Annotated in this window: 16 protein-coding genes; 2 read left to right on the forward strand and 14 right to left on the reverse strand. The window is 63.7% G+C overall.

Going from position 1 to position 17,447, the window contains the following annotated elements; genetic code table 11:
* Positions 1–327: 327 nt before the first annotated feature.
* From G4G27_RS03340 to G4G27_RS03390, 11 genes are all read right to left on the reverse strand, one after another.
* Positions 328–1,335 (reverse strand): AAA family ATPase, encoded by a 1,008-nt coding sequence (locus G4G27_RS03340; RefSeq protein WP_183112040.1) that lies wholly within the window; start codon positions 1,333–1,335, stop codon positions 328–330.
* Between the two features lie 2 nt (positions 1,336–1,337).
* A complete protein-coding gene (locus G4G27_RS03345) occupies positions 1,338–1,898 on the reverse strand; it encodes a hypothetical protein (RefSeq protein WP_183112041.1) in 561 nt (186 codons plus the stop codon).
* Between the two features lie 354 nt (positions 1,899–2,252).
* Positions 2,253–3,350 (reverse strand): LPS export ABC transporter permease LptG, encoded by a 1,098-nt coding sequence (gene lptG, locus G4G27_RS03350; RefSeq protein WP_183112042.1) that lies wholly within the window; start codon positions 3,348–3,350, stop codon positions 2,253–2,255.
* The gene (locus G4G27_RS03355) at positions 3,347–4,525 is read right to left on the reverse strand and encodes an LptF/LptG family permease (RefSeq protein ID WP_244624535.1); all 1,179 of its coding nucleotides are present in this window, start codon (positions 4,523–4,525) and stop codon (positions 3,347–3,349) included. The genes lptG and G4G27_RS03355 overlap by 4 nt, the downstream gene beginning before the upstream one ends.
* Positions 4,526–4,655: 130 nt before the next feature.
* Positions 4,656–6,644: an ATP-binding protein gene (locus tag G4G27_RS03360; RefSeq protein ID WP_183112044.1), complete on the reverse strand. Its 1,989-nt coding sequence runs from the start codon at positions 6,642–6,644 to the stop codon at positions 4,656–4,658.
* 51 nt (positions 6,645–6,695) lie between these two features.
* Positions 6,696–7,958 (reverse strand): aminotransferase class I/II-fold pyridoxal phosphate-dependent enzyme, encoded by a 1,263-nt coding sequence (locus G4G27_RS03365; protein ID WP_183112045.1) that lies wholly within the window; start codon positions 7,956–7,958, stop codon positions 6,696–6,698.
* 4 nt (positions 7,959–7,962) lie between these two features.
* Complete coding sequence (locus tag G4G27_RS03370) at positions 7,963–8,205, reverse strand: acyl carrier protein (RefSeq protein WP_183112046.1); 243 nt, start codon at positions 8,203–8,205, stop codon at positions 7,963–7,965.
* Positions 8,206–8,270: 65 nt separating this feature from the next.
* Positions 8,271–9,167, reverse strand: a complete 897-nt coding sequence (locus G4G27_RS03375; RefSeq protein WP_183112047.1) for an NAD(P)H-binding protein — start codon at positions 9,165–9,167, stop codon at positions 8,271–8,273.
* On the reverse strand, positions 9,164–10,249 hold the full coding sequence (proB, locus tag G4G27_RS03380) for a glutamate 5-kinase (RefSeq protein WP_183113588.1): 1,086 nt from the start codon (positions 10,247–10,249) through the stop codon (positions 9,164–9,166). The genes G4G27_RS03375 and proB overlap by 4 nt, the downstream gene beginning before the upstream one ends.
* 182 nt (positions 10,250–10,431) lie before the next feature.
* Positions 10,432–11,484: an Obg family GTPase CgtA gene (cgtA, locus tag G4G27_RS03385; RefSeq protein ID WP_183112048.1), complete on the reverse strand. Its 1,053-nt coding sequence runs from the start codon at positions 11,482–11,484 to the stop codon at positions 10,432–10,434.
* Between the two features lie 46 nt (positions 11,485–11,530).
* Entirely contained in the window at positions 11,531–12,118 is a 588-nt protein-coding gene (locus G4G27_RS03390) for a TetR family transcriptional regulator (protein ID WP_183112049.1), read from the reverse strand.
* A gap of 67 nt (positions 12,119–12,185) precedes the next feature.
* Between G4G27_RS03390 and G4G27_RS03395 the strand changes: the two genes are divergently transcribed.
* Positions 12,186–13,046 carry a metal-dependent hydrolase gene (locus G4G27_RS03395; protein ID WP_183112050.1) on the forward strand — a complete coding sequence of 287 codons (861 nt, stop codon included), beginning with the start codon at positions 12,186–12,188 and terminating at the stop codon, positions 13,044–13,046.
* Between the two features lie 6 nt (positions 13,047–13,052).
* Here the strand turns inward: G4G27_RS03395 and G4G27_RS03400 are convergent, their stop codons facing one another.
* From G4G27_RS03400 to rplU, 3 genes are all read right to left on the reverse strand, one after another.
* Positions 13,053–13,595 carry a GNAT family N-acetyltransferase gene (locus G4G27_RS03400; RefSeq protein ID WP_183112051.1) on the reverse strand — a complete coding sequence of 181 codons (543 nt, stop codon included), beginning with the start codon at positions 13,593–13,595 and terminating at the stop codon, positions 13,053–13,055.
* A gap of 167 nt (positions 13,596–13,762) precedes the next feature.
* Complete coding sequence (gene rpmA, locus G4G27_RS03405; protein WP_034156671.1) at positions 13,763–14,032, reverse strand: 50S ribosomal protein L27; 270 nt, start codon at positions 14,030–14,032, stop codon at positions 13,763–13,765.
* A 13-nt stretch (positions 14,033–14,045) separates the two neighbouring features.
* Positions 14,046–14,423 carry a 50S ribosomal protein L21 gene (gene rplU / locus G4G27_RS03410; protein ID WP_183112052.1) on the reverse strand — a complete coding sequence of 126 codons (378 nt, stop codon included), beginning with the start codon at positions 14,421–14,423 and terminating at the stop codon, positions 14,046–14,048.
* Positions 14,424–14,663: 240 nt separating this feature from the next.
* On the opposite strand from rplU, the gene G4G27_RS03415 reads away from it, so the two are divergent.
* Positions 14,664–17,438, forward strand: a complete 2,775-nt coding sequence (locus G4G27_RS03415) for a TonB-dependent receptor (protein ID WP_183112053.1) — start codon at positions 14,664–14,666, stop codon at positions 17,436–17,438.
* Positions 17,439–17,447: the final 9 nt, after the last annotated feature.

The raw sequence follows: 17,447 nt of genomic DNA on the forward strand, positions 1-17,447 counted from the left end.
AGCCTACCTGACGCCAGTCGAGATAAGTCCCCTTCTGCTTTTTGGGTGCTCGCGGGCCTTTATCTCGCACTCGCTGGCCTCGGAGTGGCGATCGCTATCGGAAGCTGGTGCAACGTCCGCTAACCAACCACTAGCGAAAATTCCCAATGTGGCTCCGTAATGCAGATTGCCCATAAAATATTGTGGCGAGCTATCCGGGCCAAGAAGATCGCACGCAGCATGATGGTGGCGCGCTAATCCCCGAAGCGTTCAACGATCGCGCTGCTGGCCATCAAATCCTCCTCGTACCGGGGAGGAGCGGCTTCGGGTGTTCAACCGTTCAATCCGCTATACACTTTGAACGGTTGAACATTCAGCGCCCTGTGCCGCGCCGTCCGCGCGCCGCGCCTTTTTGACCAACCGGTTGACCGTTCCCAGCGAGACGCCAAGCTCGGCCGCCATTTGGCGTTGGCTCAGGCCATCGGCGATCAGGTCCGCGACATTATCCTGCAACCTGTTCGCTTCGCCCCGGCTGTCCGCAATGTCGCGCATCGTCCATTGGTTGTCGCTGAACCCCGCCTCGAACGGGGCCGCGTCAGCGCCGGTGAAACCGCGGTTCTTGGTGAAGGTGACGACGAAGCGCGCGCCATCGGTTGCGAGATAATCGTCCGGCCGGCTGAGCCTCACCACGCTGTCCATCACATCCTCGCGGCGCGAGGTGCCGCGCTGCTCGCCGCCCTTGCCGGCATGATGGACGAACAGCACGCTGCGTCCGGCGCGACGCTGCGTCAGTGCCCAGTCCTGCACCGATGCCCAGCTCTCCGCTTCATTCTCGCGGCCCGAACGGCAGATGGTCGACAGATTGTCCACCACGATCAGCTCGGCGTCGCGGATCACCGGCTCGATCTGGCGCCGCCCGACCGGTGTGGAGAGATCGGGCATGCCGAACGGGCACAGATCGGATGCCAGCACGCGCAAGCGGCCATCGGCCAAGCCGCCGCTCTGGTCATTCTCCGTGATTCTGGCGAGCCGCTCCTGCAGCGCGATTGCCGGCATTTCGCCGTCAAGCAGCAGCACAGGCCGGGCAGCGGGCGCCGTCCAGCGCAGGAATCGGCCGCCGGTGGCGACGGCATGCGCCACACCCAGAGCGAAATGCGTCTTGCCGACACCGCGCGGCGCGAACACCATCGCCAGCCCCTTGGCCGGCAACCACGGCGCCAGCAACATTTCGCGGCGGGGGAATTCCATTTGCAGGAATTCGCCGAGCGACAGCGACACCAGGCCGCCGTGCGGTGCCTGATCGTCTTCGGTCCGATCGTCTTCGGTAAGGTCAAGGTCGGCAAAGTTGATCAGCATGTCTATCCTTTCTGGGTGATGCTAGAATTGGGGGCGACGATAATATTGGGGCGGCGGATGCGGCGCTCGATGATGGTGCTGAGCGCGGTGGCCAGCGCCGGCGTGGCGCAGCGGATCGTCCGATGGGCGATCAGCCCGGACAGTTCGGGCGCGCCCCAGTCGAGGATCACCGACCCGCGCCCTGCGGCACGCAGCCAGTCGAGCGCGCTGACATGGAGCATCGGTTCTGCCGAGACGACTGCGCGCAGTTCGGCCTCGCCCAGTGCCCAGGCGATGCCGTGCCGCAGCCAGTGACGGTGCGGCTCGTCCGGTCGCCACACGACAAGATCGATCAGCGTCCTCCCGTCATGGACCGGCTGCACGAAATAGCGCTTGTTCCCGCCCGGTTCCCAACCGCCCTGGCGATCGGTCTGCGCCATCGTCAGGCCGATCGGCGGCAAGTCGATAAAGGTTCGCGCCAGCGCCGATTCGCTCACGCCAAGCCTGGCAAGATAGTCGAGCAGGCGCTGGTCCACCGCCTCGGCCACCGCAATCATCTCTTTCTTCAAGACAGCCGTCCGCATTGCCCCGATCCCACTGATTTCCGAGCCTGACCGGCGATTCGCCGATACCGGGCATGGCTCTGGCAGGAGTCGTGATGCGGTTGAATCGACGCTGTCTGGAGGGGAGCGAACCGACGCTTTTCTATCTGCTTCCCCGGCGCAGGCCGGGGCCCAGTCGGTAAGCAGTTATTGGTTGGCGTTGCGCTTCGTTACCCAGGCCTTCGCGACTGGCCCCGGCCTGCGCCGGGTAAGCGCTCGATACAGGGAGCGGTATGACGCACCGATGGCCCAAATCGGTTGATCGAGGGGCGATGTTCAACCGTTCAAGATGTATAGCGGATTGAACGGTTGAACGCCGCCCACAGGACCGGCGGATTATTCCTCCGTCCGCACCAGCACCGCTTCGCCGATCAGGAAGAACAGCAGGAACGGCGCCCAGGCGGCGAGGAAGGGCGGATAGGCGCCGAGATTGCCCATCGCGAGCGCGAAATTATCCGCCACGAAGAAGGTGAAGCCAAGCATCATGCCGATCACCGCGCGCAGAAACAGCTTGCCCGACCGCGCCACGCCGAACGCCGCGACCGCGCCGAGCAGCGGCATCAGGATCGACGAAAGCGGCCCGGACAGCTTGTGCCATGCCGCGCCCTCCAGCGCCTTGGTCGGCCGGCCGGCATCGGCGAGATCGCTGATTGCCGCGCGTAATGCACCAAAGGACAGGCCATCGGCATCGACCGTGGCAAGCGTGAACTGGTCGGGACGAACGCCTTCCGCCACGGTGATCGTGCCGAGCGGGACGAGCTTGCCGCTCTTGACGTCGAACCGCTTCACGCCCTCGATCCGCCAGGCCTTGCCGGTATAGGTCCCGCGCTTGCCCTCGATGATGCTGACCAGATTGCCCTTTTCGCGATCGTACAGCTTGATGCCGGCAAGCACGGCGCCCGCGCCCTTGCCCTTGATCTGGTCGACCTGGATCAAATCGTCGCCGTCGCGCACCCAGACATTGGATCGGTCGCCGCGATCGATCGGCAAGGGGCCATATTCGACCTTCTGCCACTGGTTGAGCGTCGCCGTCGCGCGCGACACGATGCGGTCGTTAAAGGCGAAGGAAATGATCGCCACCGCGAAGCTCGCGATGATCAGCGGCGCCAGCACCTGATGCGCGGACAGGCCCGATGCCTTGAGTGCGATGATCTCGCTGTTCTGGTTCATCTGCGTCAGCGTCAGGATCGTGCCCAGCAACACCGAGAAGGGCAGGACAAAGGCGATGATCTGCGGCGCGCGCAAGCTGACATAGCGCCAGATCTCGGCATCGCCATTGCCCGCCTGGCCCAGGATATTGCCGGTCTGACCAAGCAGGTCGAGCGCCTGCAGCACCAGCACCATTGCGGCCAGGATCGCAAAGGTGCGCACGATAAACAGCCGCGCCATATAGACGGCAACAACGCGTGACGGGAAGAATTGCAGAAAGTTCATGTGGTTGCGGCCTCAGGCCGACGCCCGGGCAGGCGCCGCATGATCGCCTTGCCGATCTTGCCGATCACTCGTTCGAGCGCGCCGATCGGCTGACCGTCGGGCACATAGGCGATGGTGTAATACATCCACAGCACCAGCCCGGCGAAAAACAGGAATGGTGTCCACAACGCGATCAGCGGGTCGATCCGGCCAAGGCCGCCGATCGCCTCGGCATATTGGTTCACCTTGTGATAGGTTACCACCATCACGATCGCCAGGAACACGCCAAGCGCGGAGGAGGATCGCTTCGGCGGCACGCCAAGCGCGAGCGCAAGCAATGGCAGCAGGAACATCGTCGCGACTTCGACGACGCGGAAGTGGAAGGCGGACCGGCTGGTATCGCGCAATTCCGCGCCCGCCTTCGGATCGCCGCCGATCCGCGCCAGTTCGGGCAGGGTCAGTTCAAGGTTGCGCTCGCCGCGCTGGCGGAAATTGCCGTATTTGGGCAGCGGGATCGGCAAATTGTGCGTGCTGAAGGTCAGCACCCGGGGCGTCGCGATGCCGGGCGCCTCGTTAATCAGCACGCCGTTGCTCAGCTGGAAGACGATCTCTTCGGGATTGTCGGTGGCGAGGAACTTGCCGCTTTCCGCCGTCACCGCATAGGCCGCGCCGTCCTTGGTCACCGCCTTGACGAAGATGCCCGACAATTTGCGGCCCTGATCGCGGCTCCGCTCGATGCGCACCGTCATCCTGTCGCTGAAATGCGTGAACTCGCCGACCTTGATCGACGCACCGAGCGCACCGGTGCGGAGTTCGAAACGCAATCCCTCATAGGCATAGCGCGCATAGGGTTGGACGAAGCCGACGATCGCCAGATTGACCGCCGCGAGGAAGATCGCGAACATGTATGGCACGCGCAACAGCCGCCAATAGCTCATGCCCACGCCGCGCATCACGTCGAGTTCGGACGTCGTGGCAAGCTTGCGAAAGGCGAGCAGCACGCCGAGCAGCAGGCCGATCGGGATGCCCAGCCCGAGATATTCGGGGAGCAGGTTGGCCAGCATCTTCCACACCACGGCAACCGGCCCGCCCTCGGTGGCGACGAAGTCAAACAGGCGCAGCATGCGGTCGAGCACCAGCAGCATCGCCGAGATGACGAGCGTGGAGATCAGCGGCACCGCGATAAGCCGGACCATGTAGCGATCGATGGATTTCATCGGGCGGGGGACGGGCTTTCAAGATGGGCGGGCAAGAAGAGGGCGGGATGCCCAGCGTGACGGCGTCAACGGGCTATATCCGGGGTGCGACGCTACGTCAGCCGGAAAATCATTCGGCCGCTATGCTTTGATGGGGGCTATGAGCGGAGCTATCGGCGGGAAGCGGATCGTGCGGCGCGGTCGGGCGATCGAGCGCCATCGCCGCAGCGATGCCACGCTCCAGCGCGGTCATCGTGAAGGGTTTGCGCAGCACATGGTTGCCGCCGAACTCCGCTTCGCTCGCCTCGCCGGCATAACCGGTCACGAACAGCACCGCGACATGAGGGTAATCGGTTCTCAGACCGGCGATCATCTCCGGGCCGGTCTGACCCGGCATCAGCACGTCGGACACGATCAGGTCGATATTGTCGGCCGCACGCAGGAATGCCGGCGCGCTCAGCGGATCGCTGCACGCGATCGCGCGGTGGCCGAGTTCCTCCAATGCGCCCAACGTCGCGGCAAGCACGCGCTGGTCGTCCTCGACGACGAGGATGTCGAGCAAGGCCGGTGCCACCGGCTCGGGGGCCGCAGCGAGCGGTTCCTTCACCGAAGATTGCGCGGTGGTATCGCGCGGCAAATAAAGCGTCACGGTGGTGCCCTTGCCGGGCGCGGACTGCAGCCCGATCTCGCCTTCCGCCTGACGCACAAAGGCGAATATCTGGCTCAGGCCAAGGCCCGTACCCTTGCCCACCGGTTTGGTCGTGAAAAAGGGCTCGAACACCCGCTCCATCACTTCGGGCGTCATGCCGTATCCCGTATCGGTCACCGCGATCGTCACATATTGACCGGCCGGGCAATTGCCCACCGCATGCTCGGCCAGTTGTGTGCCGGCGGTGACGATGGTCAGCGTGCCCCGGCCGTCCATCGCATCGCGCGCATTGACCGCAAGGTTGAGCACGGCATTTTCGAGCTGATGGCGGTCGGCTCGGGTCAACCAGCCCTGGCCCTGATCACGCGCGACGACGGTGATCGCATCGCCAAGCGTGCGATCGAGCAGGTCGGACATGCCGGTGATCAACTCGCCCGCCGCGATCGGCTCGAGCCGCAGCGATTCCTCGCGCGAAAAGGCCAGCAGCTGGCGCGTCAGCGCGGCGGCGCGGTTGGCACCCTCCATCGCGCTTTCGATATGGCGCAACGCGGGGCTGGACGTCTTGCTCAAATTGCGTTTGGCAAGTTCCAGTCCGCCCAGAACGACCGCCAGCATATTGTTGAAATCATGGGCAATACCGCCGGTCAACTGCCCAACCGCTTCCATCTTCTGGACCTGGCGCAGCTTGCTTTCCTGCAGCCGCAATTCCTCGGTTGCCTGCGCCACCGCCGCCTCCAGTTCAAGCGACCGCTCGCGTTCCGTCTCCGCTTCGGCACGGGCGGTGGCGCGCTGGCCGAGCGCATCGACGGTCAGCCATCCCAGCGCGATCGCGCCAAGCACGATCAGGACCCCGAATACGACCAGCACGCGTGCCACGTTGTTCGACTGATCGACCGAGCGCATCGCCGCGCCGGTGCGCCGGTCGAGCAGCTGGCGTTCCTCCGCAATGATGCCGTCGAGCTGCTGGTTGATCTCGTTTAGCGCGGGTGCCTTGCGTGCCTGGTAATACCGCGCAAGGGCCTGGTTGTTCTTGCCGTAATTGGTGCTGAGTGCGGTCAGCGACAATTCGCTGCCGCGCGCGTTGTAAGCGCGACGCAGCGCGTCGATCCGCTTTTGTTGCGGCGGATTGTCGCCGGTGACCACATCAAGCCGGTTGATCTGCTGCCCGGCAAGCTGCCATTCCTCGAAATAGAGCCGGCCAAGTTCCTTGTCGGCGCTGATCACATAGCGGCCGAGTGATGCCTCCGATCGCGCGATCGTCCCCGACAGGGTGCGCGACAGGATCATCACCTCGTAACTATGCGATTGTGCCCGGGTCGCCCGTTCGCGCTGGCGATTGGCTTCCCCCAAAGTGACGACCAGCGCGATGAGCACAGCCGCGCCGAGCAACGCCATCATGACCAGCATGATGGTGCGCCAGGGGGTTTGCCGCCCTGTCGAAACCTCGATCTCGCCCTCGATCCCACTCATTGCGCACGAATCTACACGCTCGCGCAACGCGTGGGAAGCCGCCGCTTGGGTTTAAGGGATCACGCCCACAGCCTGGCCCGCGGCTTTGAACATGCCGAGAATCGTGTCGATCTGTTCAGGGCTATGTTCTGCGCAGAGCGAGCAGCGCAGTAGATAAGTGCCGGCCGGTGTCGCAGGCGGCCGCGCCATGTTGACGTAGAGGCCGCCATCGAGCAGTGCCTGCCACATCGTCACCGCCTGCTCCTGATCTTCCAGGATCACCGCGATGATCGCGCTGTCCGGTTTTTCAGTGCCGAGCTTGAAGCCCATCGCGGTCAGGCCGCCATGTAATTTGCGAGCATTTTCCCACAGATGCTGACGCTTGTTATGGGCGTATCGCAGCTTGCGGATCGATGTTGCGGCGGTCGCGACGACCGACGGCGGCAGCGATGCGGTGAAGATATAGGGGCGGCAGGCGAGCCGGATCGCCTCGAACTTGGGATGGTTCGACACGCAGAAACCGCCGACCGTGCCGACCGATTTGGAGAAGGTGCCGACGATGAAATCGACGTCGCCCTCGCAACCCTGCTCCTCGTAAACGCCACGCCCATTGGGACCGTAGAAACCCATCGAATGCGCTTCGTCGGACAGCACCATCGCGCCGTGCTTCTTGGCCACCGCGACCATTTCCTTGAGCGGCGCGATATCGCCAAGCATCGAATAGACGCCCTCGAGCACGACCAGCTTGCCCGGCTCCTTGGGCAGGCGGCCGAGCCGCTTGTCGAGATCCTCGACATTGTTGTGGCGGAAACGCACGATCTCGGCATTGCCTTGCTGGCAGCCGTCATAGATCGAGGCATGGCTGTCGGCGTCGAGGATGACATATTCGCCCTTGCCGGCGAGCGTCGAGATCATGCCGAGGTTGGCCATATAACCAGTCGAAAAGACGATCGCCCCGGTCACGCCATAGAATTCGCGCAGCGCTTCCTCGACATCCATATGGTCGCGGAACGTGCCGTTGAGCATGCGCGACCCGTTCGTGCCCGACCCGAACTGGTCGAGCGCATCCTTGCCCGCCTGGATCACATCGGGATCGAAGGTCATGCCCATGTAATTATAAGTGCCGAGCAGGATCGTATCCTTGCCGTTGATCACCGCTTCGGTCGGCGATTTCACCTTTTCCATCACGATCGCGAACGGATCGGTGACGCCGGTGTCGATCAGTGCCTGGCGTTCGGCGATCAGGCCGTCGAACTTCGACATCAAATCGTGTTCGGCTGCGATCATGGGCGGGTCGGTGGGCAATGCCTCGGGGGTCTGTCCGGCATCGGTCATCGGCTCAGCCCTTCAGCTTCTCGACGGCATCGACCAGCTGGCCGACGGTTTCGATCTCGGCCTGCATGTTCATCGTGATGATGATCTCGAACTCGTCCTCGATCGCGGCGACGAAATCCATCACCGTCAGGCTGTCCCATTCGAGATCGCCCTGGAACGTCGTCGCGTCCGACAGCGTCACGCCCTTCTTGTTGAACGGCTCGATCTGGGCGGCGACGGTGTCGAAAATCTGGCTGCGGTCGCTCATGACAATCCTTGTGTGATCTGGTGTCGCCATCCGTGACAAGTAAATGCGGCGGCTTTCCGGCGGACTTATAGCAAGGAGTGGGCGCGATACCATGCCGCGGTCGCGGCGAGACCCTGCGGGGTGGGTATCCGCGGCTGCCACAGGCCGGGGGCAGGGCGTTTCGCCGGATCGACCGTCCAGTCGGGATAGCTGAGATAGTCGACGCGATCCCTTGTCAGCTTGGCCTTGCCGCCCCGGAAAAGCCGGTCGCCCCGGGCCGCGAACGACAATAATCCTTTGGGCAAGGCGAGCGGTAACACGCGCTGGCCGACCGCCGCACCGATCGCGCGGGCGAAACCATCATGTGTCCAGCCGCCCGCGACGCCGTCATCGGCTTCGAGAATGACGCGGCCGGGGTTCTCTGCAGTGAGGGCAAGCAGCAGCCGTGCGAGATCCTCGACATGGATGATGGAGATCTTGCCCGGCGGCGGAAGCAAAGCGATGCCCCGCTTGGCCAGGCGGAACATGTCGCGCATTTCCATGTCGCCGGGGCCATAGACGCCCGGTGGCCGGACGATGGTCCAGTCGAGGTCGCTGTCCTCGACCACTCGTTCGGCCTCGGCCTTGGACCAGCCATAGATCGACAGGCCGGGTTCGCGCGCGGTGAGCGACGATACATGGATAAATCGGCGCACGCTGGCGGCGGTCGCTGCGGCGACGATTGCGCTTGTGCCCGCGATATTCCCCGCTGCGAACCCGGCGCGATCGGGCGCGTTGACCACACCGGCGACATGGATCGCGGTATCGGCGCCACGCATCAGCTCGCCGGGTGCGTTGAGCGCCCCCTCGATCCACTCCACGCCATCACGGGCGGGTTGCGGCCGCCGCGTGAGCGCGCGGACCTGATGGCCCGCTGCGAGCGCCAGATCGATCAGTTTGCCGCCGACGAAACCGGTCCCGCCGGTGACCGCAAGAACGCTCACAGCACCGCCATATGGTTGCGATGAACCAGCGCAGCACGGGGCGCATAACCCAGGACCGCGGTGAGTTCCTCACTGCGCTTGCCGATGATCCGGAGCGCATCGGCCGCGTCATATTCACTCAGGCCGCGAGCAAGAGGGCTACCATCGGGGCCGGCGATGGCGACCAGGTCGCCCCGCGCGAAGCTGCCCTCGACCCGCGTCGCGCCCGCCGCGAGCAGGCTCTTGCCGCGCTTCAACGCGGCAACCGCGCCGGCATCGATATGCACCGTGCCGCGCGCGGTCAGGCCGCCGGCGAGCCACGCCTTGCGTGCCGGGGCGGTCTTCTCCGCCACGAACACCGTGCCGCGCCCGGTATCGGCAAAAGCGGTGAGGGGGTTCGACACATGGCCGGATACGATCGCGAGATGTGCGCCCGCCGCCGTGGCGATGCGCGCGGCGGCGATCTTCGACACCATGCCGCCCGATCCCATTCCCGATGCGGAGCCGGTATCGGCCATCGCTTCGATGCGCGCGTCGATCCGCTCGACCCGTTCGATCATCGTTGCATTCGGATTGGTCGTCGGGTTGCAATCGTACAAGCCATCGACGTCCGACAACAGGATCACGCCCTGTGCCCCAGCCGCCTGTGCGACGCGCGCGGCGAGCCGGTCATTGTCGCCGAAGCGGATCTCGGCGGTCGCAACGCTGTCGTTTTCGTTGATCACCGGCACCACGTTCAGGCCAAGCAACCGGTTGAGCGTGGCGGCGGCGTTGAGATAACGGCGGCGATCCTCGAGATCGTCGAGCGTGACGAGGATCTGTGCGGCGGTCAGGCCCTCCGCACCGAGCAGTTCCGCCCAGACCTGGCTGAGCGCGATCTGGCCGGTCGCGGCCGCCGCCTGCGCGTCCTCCAGGCTAGCGCGTCCGCCCTTCGCGAGCTTCAACCGCCGCGCGCCAAGCGCGATCGCACCGGAGGAGACGACCGCGACCTGCTGGCCGGCCCTGGAGCGCGCGGCGATATCGGCGACAAGGCTCGTCAACCACTCACGCCGCACCGCGCCCGACGGATCGACGAGCAAAGCGGAGCCGACCTTGACGATCAGGCGGGGGCAGGAGGCGGGGAGAACATTTCTTCACCCCTCCCTTTCAAGGGAGGGGCGGGGGTGGGTGCGCGCGTCTGCGCGCTCAAAAAAGACTCGACAGCGCCCGGTACGGAGCGCCGATCGGGGCATCGAGCCCCGCCCGACGCTGCCCCACCCCTGAAGGGGAGGGGATAGTCGGTTGCTCAAAGCGGCGACCATTCGACCTGGTTTCCCTCATCGTCGATATCGCGTTTGACCGGAGCCGCTTCGACCGGGCCGATCGCCTCGATCAACTTGTCGAGAATGCCCTCAACCCCCGCGCTGGTCGCGCCCGAGATCGGGAATACCTCCGCGCCGCTCTCTTCACGCAGTTCGTTGAGCAGCATCTCGACGATATCCGCTTCCATCACATCGGTCTTGTTGAGCGCGATGACCTCGGGCTTGTCGATCAGGCCGGCGCCGTAATTCTCCAACTCGGCACGGACCACGCGATACGCCTCAAGCGGATCGTCACCGCTCGCGTCGACCAGATGGAGCAGCACTTTGCAGCGTTCGATATGCCCCAGGAAGCGGTCGCCGATCCCAGCGCCTTCGGCCGCGCCCTCGATCAGGCCGGGAATGTCGGCGACGACGAATTCGCGGTTCTTGTGGCTGACCACGCCCAATTGCGGCCGGGTGGTGGTGAAGGGATAGTCGCCGACCTTGGCCTTGGCGTTGGTCACCGCGTTGATGAAGGTCGATTTGCCCGCATTGGGCAGGCCGACCAGGCCGGCATCGGCAAGCAGTTTGAGTCGTAACCAGACCCACATCTCTTCATAGGGCCAGCCGGTGCCGTGCTGGCGCGGCGTGCGGTTGGTGGAGGTCTTGTAGCTGGCGTTGCCGCGCCCGCCGTCACCGCCGCGCAGGAACACGACGCGTTGGCCCGGCACGGTGAAGTCGGCCAGCACCTCCTCCTTGTCCTCGGACAGGACCTGAGTGCCGACGGGCACGCGGATGACGATATCCTCGCCGCCCGCGCCCGTCATGTTCTGGCCCGCGCCCGGCGTCCCGCGCGGCGCGCGAAAATGCTGGGTATAGCGGAAATCGATCAGCGTATTGAGGCCGGCAACGGCCTCGAACACGATGTCGCCGCCCTTGCCGCCATTGCCGCCATTGGGGCCGCCATATTCGATGAATTTTTCACGCCGAAAGGCGACGGCACCGGGGCCGCCCGCGCCCGATCGGACGAAGATCTTTGCTTGGTCGAGGAAATGCATGCGCGCCCCTTAACCCGAAAGGCGCACAATCGCCAGCTTGGCGGCTTTATGCCGTCGTGGCGCTCGCGTGCGAGGCGATCAAGGTCTGCAGCGCCATCTCGCGTGCCGCGGTTCGCGGCAGGCCGAGCGCCTTGGCCATCGGCCCGCCAAGCAACGCATCGCCCAGCGCGGTCAGCACCAGCTGCAGTGTCTCTTCATGGATCGAGGGGCCGTCATGCACATGGCCCTCGGCCAGATCATCGACCAGCCGGTGGATCGCCTCGAGAATCGGGTCGAGCGCATCCTCGTTACCCGTCAGGATCATCCAGCTCGCCATCGCACCGGCGCCGCGCGCGAACGCATCGAAGGTCATGTCGACCACTTCACGTGGATTCTGGTCGCCGGCGCGAGCACGCTTCGCCGCCTCACCGATCTGCGCCGTGATCGTGTCCGCCAAATGAGCGATCAGCGCCCGTTGCAGATCGGCAGCCGAGCCGAAATGATGGAGCAGATTAGCATGGGTGCGTCCGATCCGCGCCGCGACCGCCTTTAATGTCACGGCCTGTGGGCCACCCTCGACGAGCAGGGCACGCGCGGCTTCGATTGCGGCCTCGCGCGATTCTTCGGGGCTAAGTCGTCTGCGAGTTATTGACACGAGTGTAAGTAGGTCCTAATTGACAGTCTTGTAAGTATATATTGCTGATTCCTGTTTGGAGGTTTTCGTGGCGAAAGCAACAACTCCCGCCGATTTGACGATCACGCCACGCGATCTGCGTTTCGGTCGTGGCCGCGCGATGAAGCGCTGGTGGCTGAACGACGATCCGTTCGCGACCGCCTTCTACAATTCGCTGTCAGTCACTTTCCCCAAGGGGGAGGGGTTCTTCATCGACAGCGTGCGCAACTTTCGCGACGGCACCTCACCGCGCCTCGCCGCCGAGATCCAGGCGTTCATCAAGCAGGAAGTGATCCATACCCGCGAGCATGTCGCGTTCAACCGGCACGTCACCGACCAGGGTTATGACATCTCGATGCTCGACAAGCATATCGACGCGGCGCTTGCGCTCACCAAAGGCCGCCCGCCGATCGCCAGCCTCGCCGCGACCATGGGGCTCGAGCATTTCACTGCGATCATCGCCAACCAGTTGATCGCCAATCCGCGCCATCTCGCCGGCGGCGACGAACAGGCGGTCGCGCTGTGGCGCTGGCACGCGGCGGAGGAGATCGAGCATAAGGGCGTCGCTTATGACACCTGGCTGCACGCGACGAAGCATTGGTCACGCTGGATGCGCTGGAAGATCAAGGCGTTGGTCATGCTCGGTACGACCGCGCGCTTCTTCGACGGCCGATACCGTGGGATGCTCGATCTGTTGCGTCAGGACGGCATCACCGGCTTGAAGGCGCATCGCGGCATCATCTGGTACGCGCTCGGTCGCCCCGGCATGGCGCGCAAGGTGCTCGGCGCGTGGATATCGTTCTTCCTGCCGGGTTTTCATCCGTGGAAGCATGACGACCGCCGACTGATCGGCCTGGCCGAAAGCGATTATCAGGCCGCCATCCTTCCGCGGGAAACCGTGGCGGCCTGATCTCCATTACGCCGCGAGACACATGTCCGCGGTTCGGTCGTCATCATCGAGATCGAGCGCCATCTTGACGCTCGCCACCTCGCGCCCGCGTGCCATGCAATAGAGCGGCGCGCGACCGGTTTCGCGGAAGCCGAGCTTGCGCAGCACGTTGCCCGAGGCCGGATTGTCGACGAAATGGCCCGAGCTCACACTCTTCAGCCCAAGCGCGTGCCGTGCCATGTGCAGCACGGCACGGCTCGCCTCGGTCGCATAGCCGCGACCCCAGACAGAGGGCGTGAGCCAATAGCCGAGATCGAACACGCCGGCATCCTCGCGCAGCCCGATCCCGCCAATGATGCGGAAATCATGCTCATGGCTGACGATGACGAAATCGGTGTCGGTCGCGCCGCGTGGGCGCGACAGCCATTCGGCCGCATCGTCCGGGCGATAGGGCCAGGGAAGGCGGGCCAGCTTCATCGCCACGCTTTCATGCGCGATGGCCTGGGCCAGTTCGGGGGCTTCTTCCGGCCAGCCGGGCCGCAACGTCAATCTCTTGGTCCGAGCGAACATCGATACTCTCCTCGTCGCGCCGCCGCTGCCACGTCTGCATGACGTGGCAGCGACAATGGTTGGGGAGGGAGCATGAAAAAAGGGAGGCGGGGCGACCCGTCTCCCTTTTTAAGGTTTCCTGTTGGAAACCCGGGTCGCCCTGCTGGGCAACCCGATCGGTTGCCCGTTTATTCGGCCGCGGCCGCCATAATTTCTACCGAACAGAATTTACGTCCAAGCTTGCCTTCCTTGAAGGTCACTCGGCCGCCGGTCAGCGCGAACAGGGTGTGATCCTTGCCCATGCCGACATTGGTGCCCGGGTAAAACTTGGTGCCGCGCTGACGCACGAGAATGTTGCCCGGGACGACTGCTTCGCCACCGAACTTCTTCACGCCAAGGCGACGACCGGCCGAATCACGACCGTTACGCGATGAACCGCCTGCTTTCTTATGTGCCATCTCGAACTACTCCTTACGCCTGAGCTGCCGGCGCTTCCGCACCAGCTGCTTCGGGGGCCGCATCGGCCTTCTTTGCCTTGGCCTTGTTCTCCTGAGCACCGATCGCGGTGATCTTCAGGATCGTGTGCTGCTGGCGATGGCCATTCTTGCGGCGATAATTGTGGCGACGCTTCTTCTTGAAGACGATGACCTTGTCGGCCTTCGCCTGAGCGATGATCTCGGCGGAGACGGTCAGCCCCTCGACCGACTTCAGCTCGCTGCCTTCGCCGGCGAGCAAAATGTCGCTGAACGAGATCGACGAACCTGCTTCGCCATCGAGCTTCTCGACGACGATCTTGTCTCCGGCGGCAACGCGATACTGCTTGCCGCCTGTGCGCACGACTGCGAACATGGCCTTACATCTTTCAAAACGATAATGACCCACGTCAGGCAAGCCCGACGCGGGAAAGAGTGGCCAGCTAGGCGAGGAGGGCGCTGCTGTCAACCGTTGCGAGGCTCTTTTAGGCTGTTGCTGCATGGCAACAGGAGCGGCAATTCATCGGTCTGGATCAGTTTCCGCATTGTGACATCCCGGTGACTGCATAAGCTAGTCCCGATACGGACCTACGTTCGTTTTTTCGGGGGAAAACAAATGCGTCGTTCAATGATAGCCTTGCTGTCGGTGTCGGCTTCCACGCTGGCACTGGCCCTTCCTGCGCATGCTCAAAGCGCGCCTGCTGCAGCCGACGATGCTGCGCAGACCACACCGGAAGACAATCTGGATGACCCTATTATCGTCACCGGAACGCGCGTTGCGAATCGCACCGCATCGGACAGCGCGGTGCCGATCGACGTGATCTCGTCCGAGGCCTTGTCCTCGTCGGGCCTGGGCGAGACCAACAAGATTCTCAATCAGCTCGTGCCATCGTTCAACTTCCCGCAGCCGTCGATTTCCGATGGATCAGACGTGCTCCGCCCGGCAACCCTGCGCGGCCTCAGCCCCGATCAGACTCTGGTGCTGGTCAACGGCAAGCGCCGCCATGTCTCTGCGCTGCTCAACATCAACGGCACCGTCGGGCGGGGCTCCGCGGCGGTCGATCTCAACACCATTCCGGCGCTTGCGATCGAGCGGGTCGAAGTGCTGCGTGACGGCGCCTCGTCGCAATATGGTTCGGACGCCATTGCTGGCGTGATCAACATCCAGCTCAAGCGCGGCAGCAAGGGCGGGCGAGCCCAGGCGAGCTTCGGCAAGTACATCACGACGCTTGATGGCGTACAGAATGTCACTGGACTCCAGACGTCCGGCGGACAGCCTCTTCTCAGTAGTGGCGACGCTCGCGTGTTCGCGGTCAACACCGACGGCGAGCGCAAGGCGCGCGACGGCGAATTCACCACCTTTGCGGCGAATATCGGTATCCCGATTGGGGAGGGTTTCATCAATCTGACCGGCGAATATCGCGATCGCAATGCGACCAACCGGTCCGCAGCGGATATCCGGCCCAATTATAATCGCGTCCCCAATACGCCGTTCGACCCGCGCGAATTGACCTTCAATCGCCTGAGCTTTCGCTATGGCGATGCGAAGACGGAAGATTACAACGTCTTCGTCAATGCGAGCATCCCGGTCGGCAACTTCGATGCCTATGCGTTCGGATCGTACAGCCACCGTGACGGCCTGAGCGCGGCCAATTATCGCCAGGCCAACAATGCCGGTAACCGCGATTATTCGACCATCACCCCCGGGACTACGCCCGCTCCTGCGAACTTCACTGCGCTCCGGCCCGACGGCTTCCTTCCGCTGATCAACACCGATCTCGACGATTATGCCGGGACGCTGGGCGTCAAGGGCGATGTGGCCGGATGGGGCACCGATCTGTCGATCGGCTATGGCCGCAACTCGTTCGACTATGTCGTTCAGAACAGCCTCAACACCTCCTATGGTACCGCGAGCCAGAGCGAGTTCGACGCTGGCGGTCTCGCCTTCCGGCAAATCGTTGCCAATCTCGATTTCTCGAAGAATTTCGAGGTCGGGCTCGCCGGGCCGCTGACCGTCGCGGCCGGCGCGGAATATCGTGACGAGAATTTCAAGATCCGCGCCGGCGACCTGCAATCCTATTCCGCCGGGCCATTGTTCCGGCCGTCGGTGGTGACGACGGCGGCGAATTGCGTCACGCTTGGTGGCGTCTACACCGGTTCCAGCGGTCTTTGCAGCTTCCCCGGTCGCGCCGCGGCGGCCGGCGCGCAAGGCTTTCCGGGCATTCCGCTGTCCGCGACGACCGATCGCAGCCGTCACAGCTATGCCGGTTATCTCGAGCTTGACGCCGAACTGGCCGATGGCCTGACCACGACGCTTGCCGGCCGCTACGAACATTTCAGCGACTTTGGCAGCACCAGCAACGTGAAGATGGCGCTGCGTTACGAATTTGCGCCGGGCTTCGCGCTTCGCTCCTCGGTTTCGAACGGCTTCCGCGCACCCTCGCTGCAGCAGCAATTCTTCACCACCACCTCGACCAACTTCATTGGTGGCTTCCCGGTCGATATCAGCACGCTTGCGGTCGACAGCCCGGTTGCGCGTGCGCTTGGATCGAAGCCGCTCAAGCCTGAAAAGTCGGTCAATTTCAGCGTCGGTGCCACTGCCAATCCGCTACGTGGGCTCAATCTCACAATCGATTTCTACAAGATCAAGATTCGCGATCGCGTCGTACTGACCGAGAATCTCGGCGCGGCGGGCAGCGGTACGGCGGCGGTCAACACCGCAGTCAAGGCGATCCTCGACGCTAATGGGTTCCAGAGCGTGGGTGCAGCGCGCTTCTTCATCAATGGACTAGATACGACCACCAAGGGTGTGGATGCGGTGATCAGCTATCGCACCAATATCGCGTCGCTCGGCACCTGGAACTTCACTGCGGCGTACAACCATAACGAAAACAAGATCGACCGCCGCCTCAATGCGCTGGGGCCACTGGCGACGATCCCGAATATCGTCCTGTTCGGGCGGCTCGAAGGGATTCGCTTCACCGATGGTCAGCCTTCGTCGAAGCTGGTGCTGAGCGCGGATGGCAATATCGGCGATTTCGGCATTACCGCGCGGACTACGCGCTATGGCGAGGTCATCTCACCCGATGCCGCGCTGCCGCTTGGTGCGGCGGCAACCAGCCTGACCGCGCTGGGCCCGGACGATCAGATTCTCGGCGCCAAGTTCGTGACCGACCTGGAAATCCGCTACAAGATCGCCAAGCGTTTCACTCTGGCGGTCGGTTCGGACAATATTCTCGACGTCTATCCCGACCGGCGCCCGACCGGCGCTCGTCCGGCGGCGATCGGCGGGGTCTATCCGGCGAACTTTCAGTACCTGCCTTATACTGGTCTCGCGCCGTTCGGTTTCAACGGGCGGTTCGTTTATGCTCGGGTTTCGGTCGACTTTTGATTGCGCCGA

This window comes from Sphingomonas sp. So64.6b (assembly GCF_014171475.1).
Taxonomy (GTDB): Bacteria; Pseudomonadota; Alphaproteobacteria; order Sphingomonadales; family Sphingomonadaceae; genus Sphingomonas; species Sphingomonas alpina_A.

Excerpts from the sequence above, each read along its gene's own strand:
- G4G27_RS03340 (WP_183112040.1), bottom strand. The coding sequence starts at position 1,335 with ATGCTGATCAACTTTGCCGACCTTGACCTTACCGAAGACGATCGGACC.
- G4G27_RS03345 (WP_183112041.1), bottom strand. The coding sequence starts at position 1,898 with ATGCGGACGGCTGTCTTGAAGAAAGAGATGATTGCGGTGGCCGAGGCG.
- lptG (WP_183112042.1), bottom strand. The coding sequence starts at position 3,350 with ATGAACTTTCTGCAATTCTTCCCGTCACGCGTTGTTGCCGTCTATATG.
- G4G27_RS03355 (WP_244624535.1), bottom strand. The coding sequence starts at position 4,525 with ATGGTCCGGCTTATCGCGGTGCCGCTGATCTCCACGCTCGTCATCTCG.
- G4G27_RS03360 (WP_183112044.1), bottom strand. The coding sequence starts at position 6,644 with ATGAGTGGGATCGAGGGCGAGATCGAGGTTTCGACAGGGCGGCAAACC.
- G4G27_RS03365 (WP_183112045.1), bottom strand. The coding sequence starts at position 7,958 with ATGACCGATGCCGGACAGACCCCCGAGGCATTGCCCACCGACCCGCCC.
- G4G27_RS03370 (WP_183112046.1), bottom strand. The coding sequence starts at position 8,205 with ATGAGCGACCGCAGCCAGATTTTCGACACCGTCGCCGCCCAGATCGAG.
- cgtA (WP_183112048.1), bottom strand. The coding sequence starts at position 11,484 with ATGCATTTCCTCGACCAAGCAAAGATCTTCGTCCGATCGGGCGCGGGC.
- G4G27_RS03400 (WP_183112051.1), bottom strand. The coding sequence starts at position 13,595 with ATGTTCGCTCGGACCAAGAGATTGACGTTGCGGCCCGGCTGGCCGGAA.
- rpmA (WP_034156671.1), bottom strand. The coding sequence starts at position 14,032 with ATGGCACATAAGAAAGCAGGCGGTTCATCGCGTAACGGTCGTGATTCG.
- rplU (WP_183112052.1), bottom strand. The coding sequence starts at position 14,423 with ATGTTCGCAGTCGTGCGCACAGGCGGCAAGCAGTATCGCGTTGCCGCC.
- G4G27_RS03415 (WP_183112053.1), top strand. The coding sequence starts at position 14,664 with ATGCGTCGTTCAATGATAGCCTTGCTGTCGGTGTCGGCTTCCACGCTG.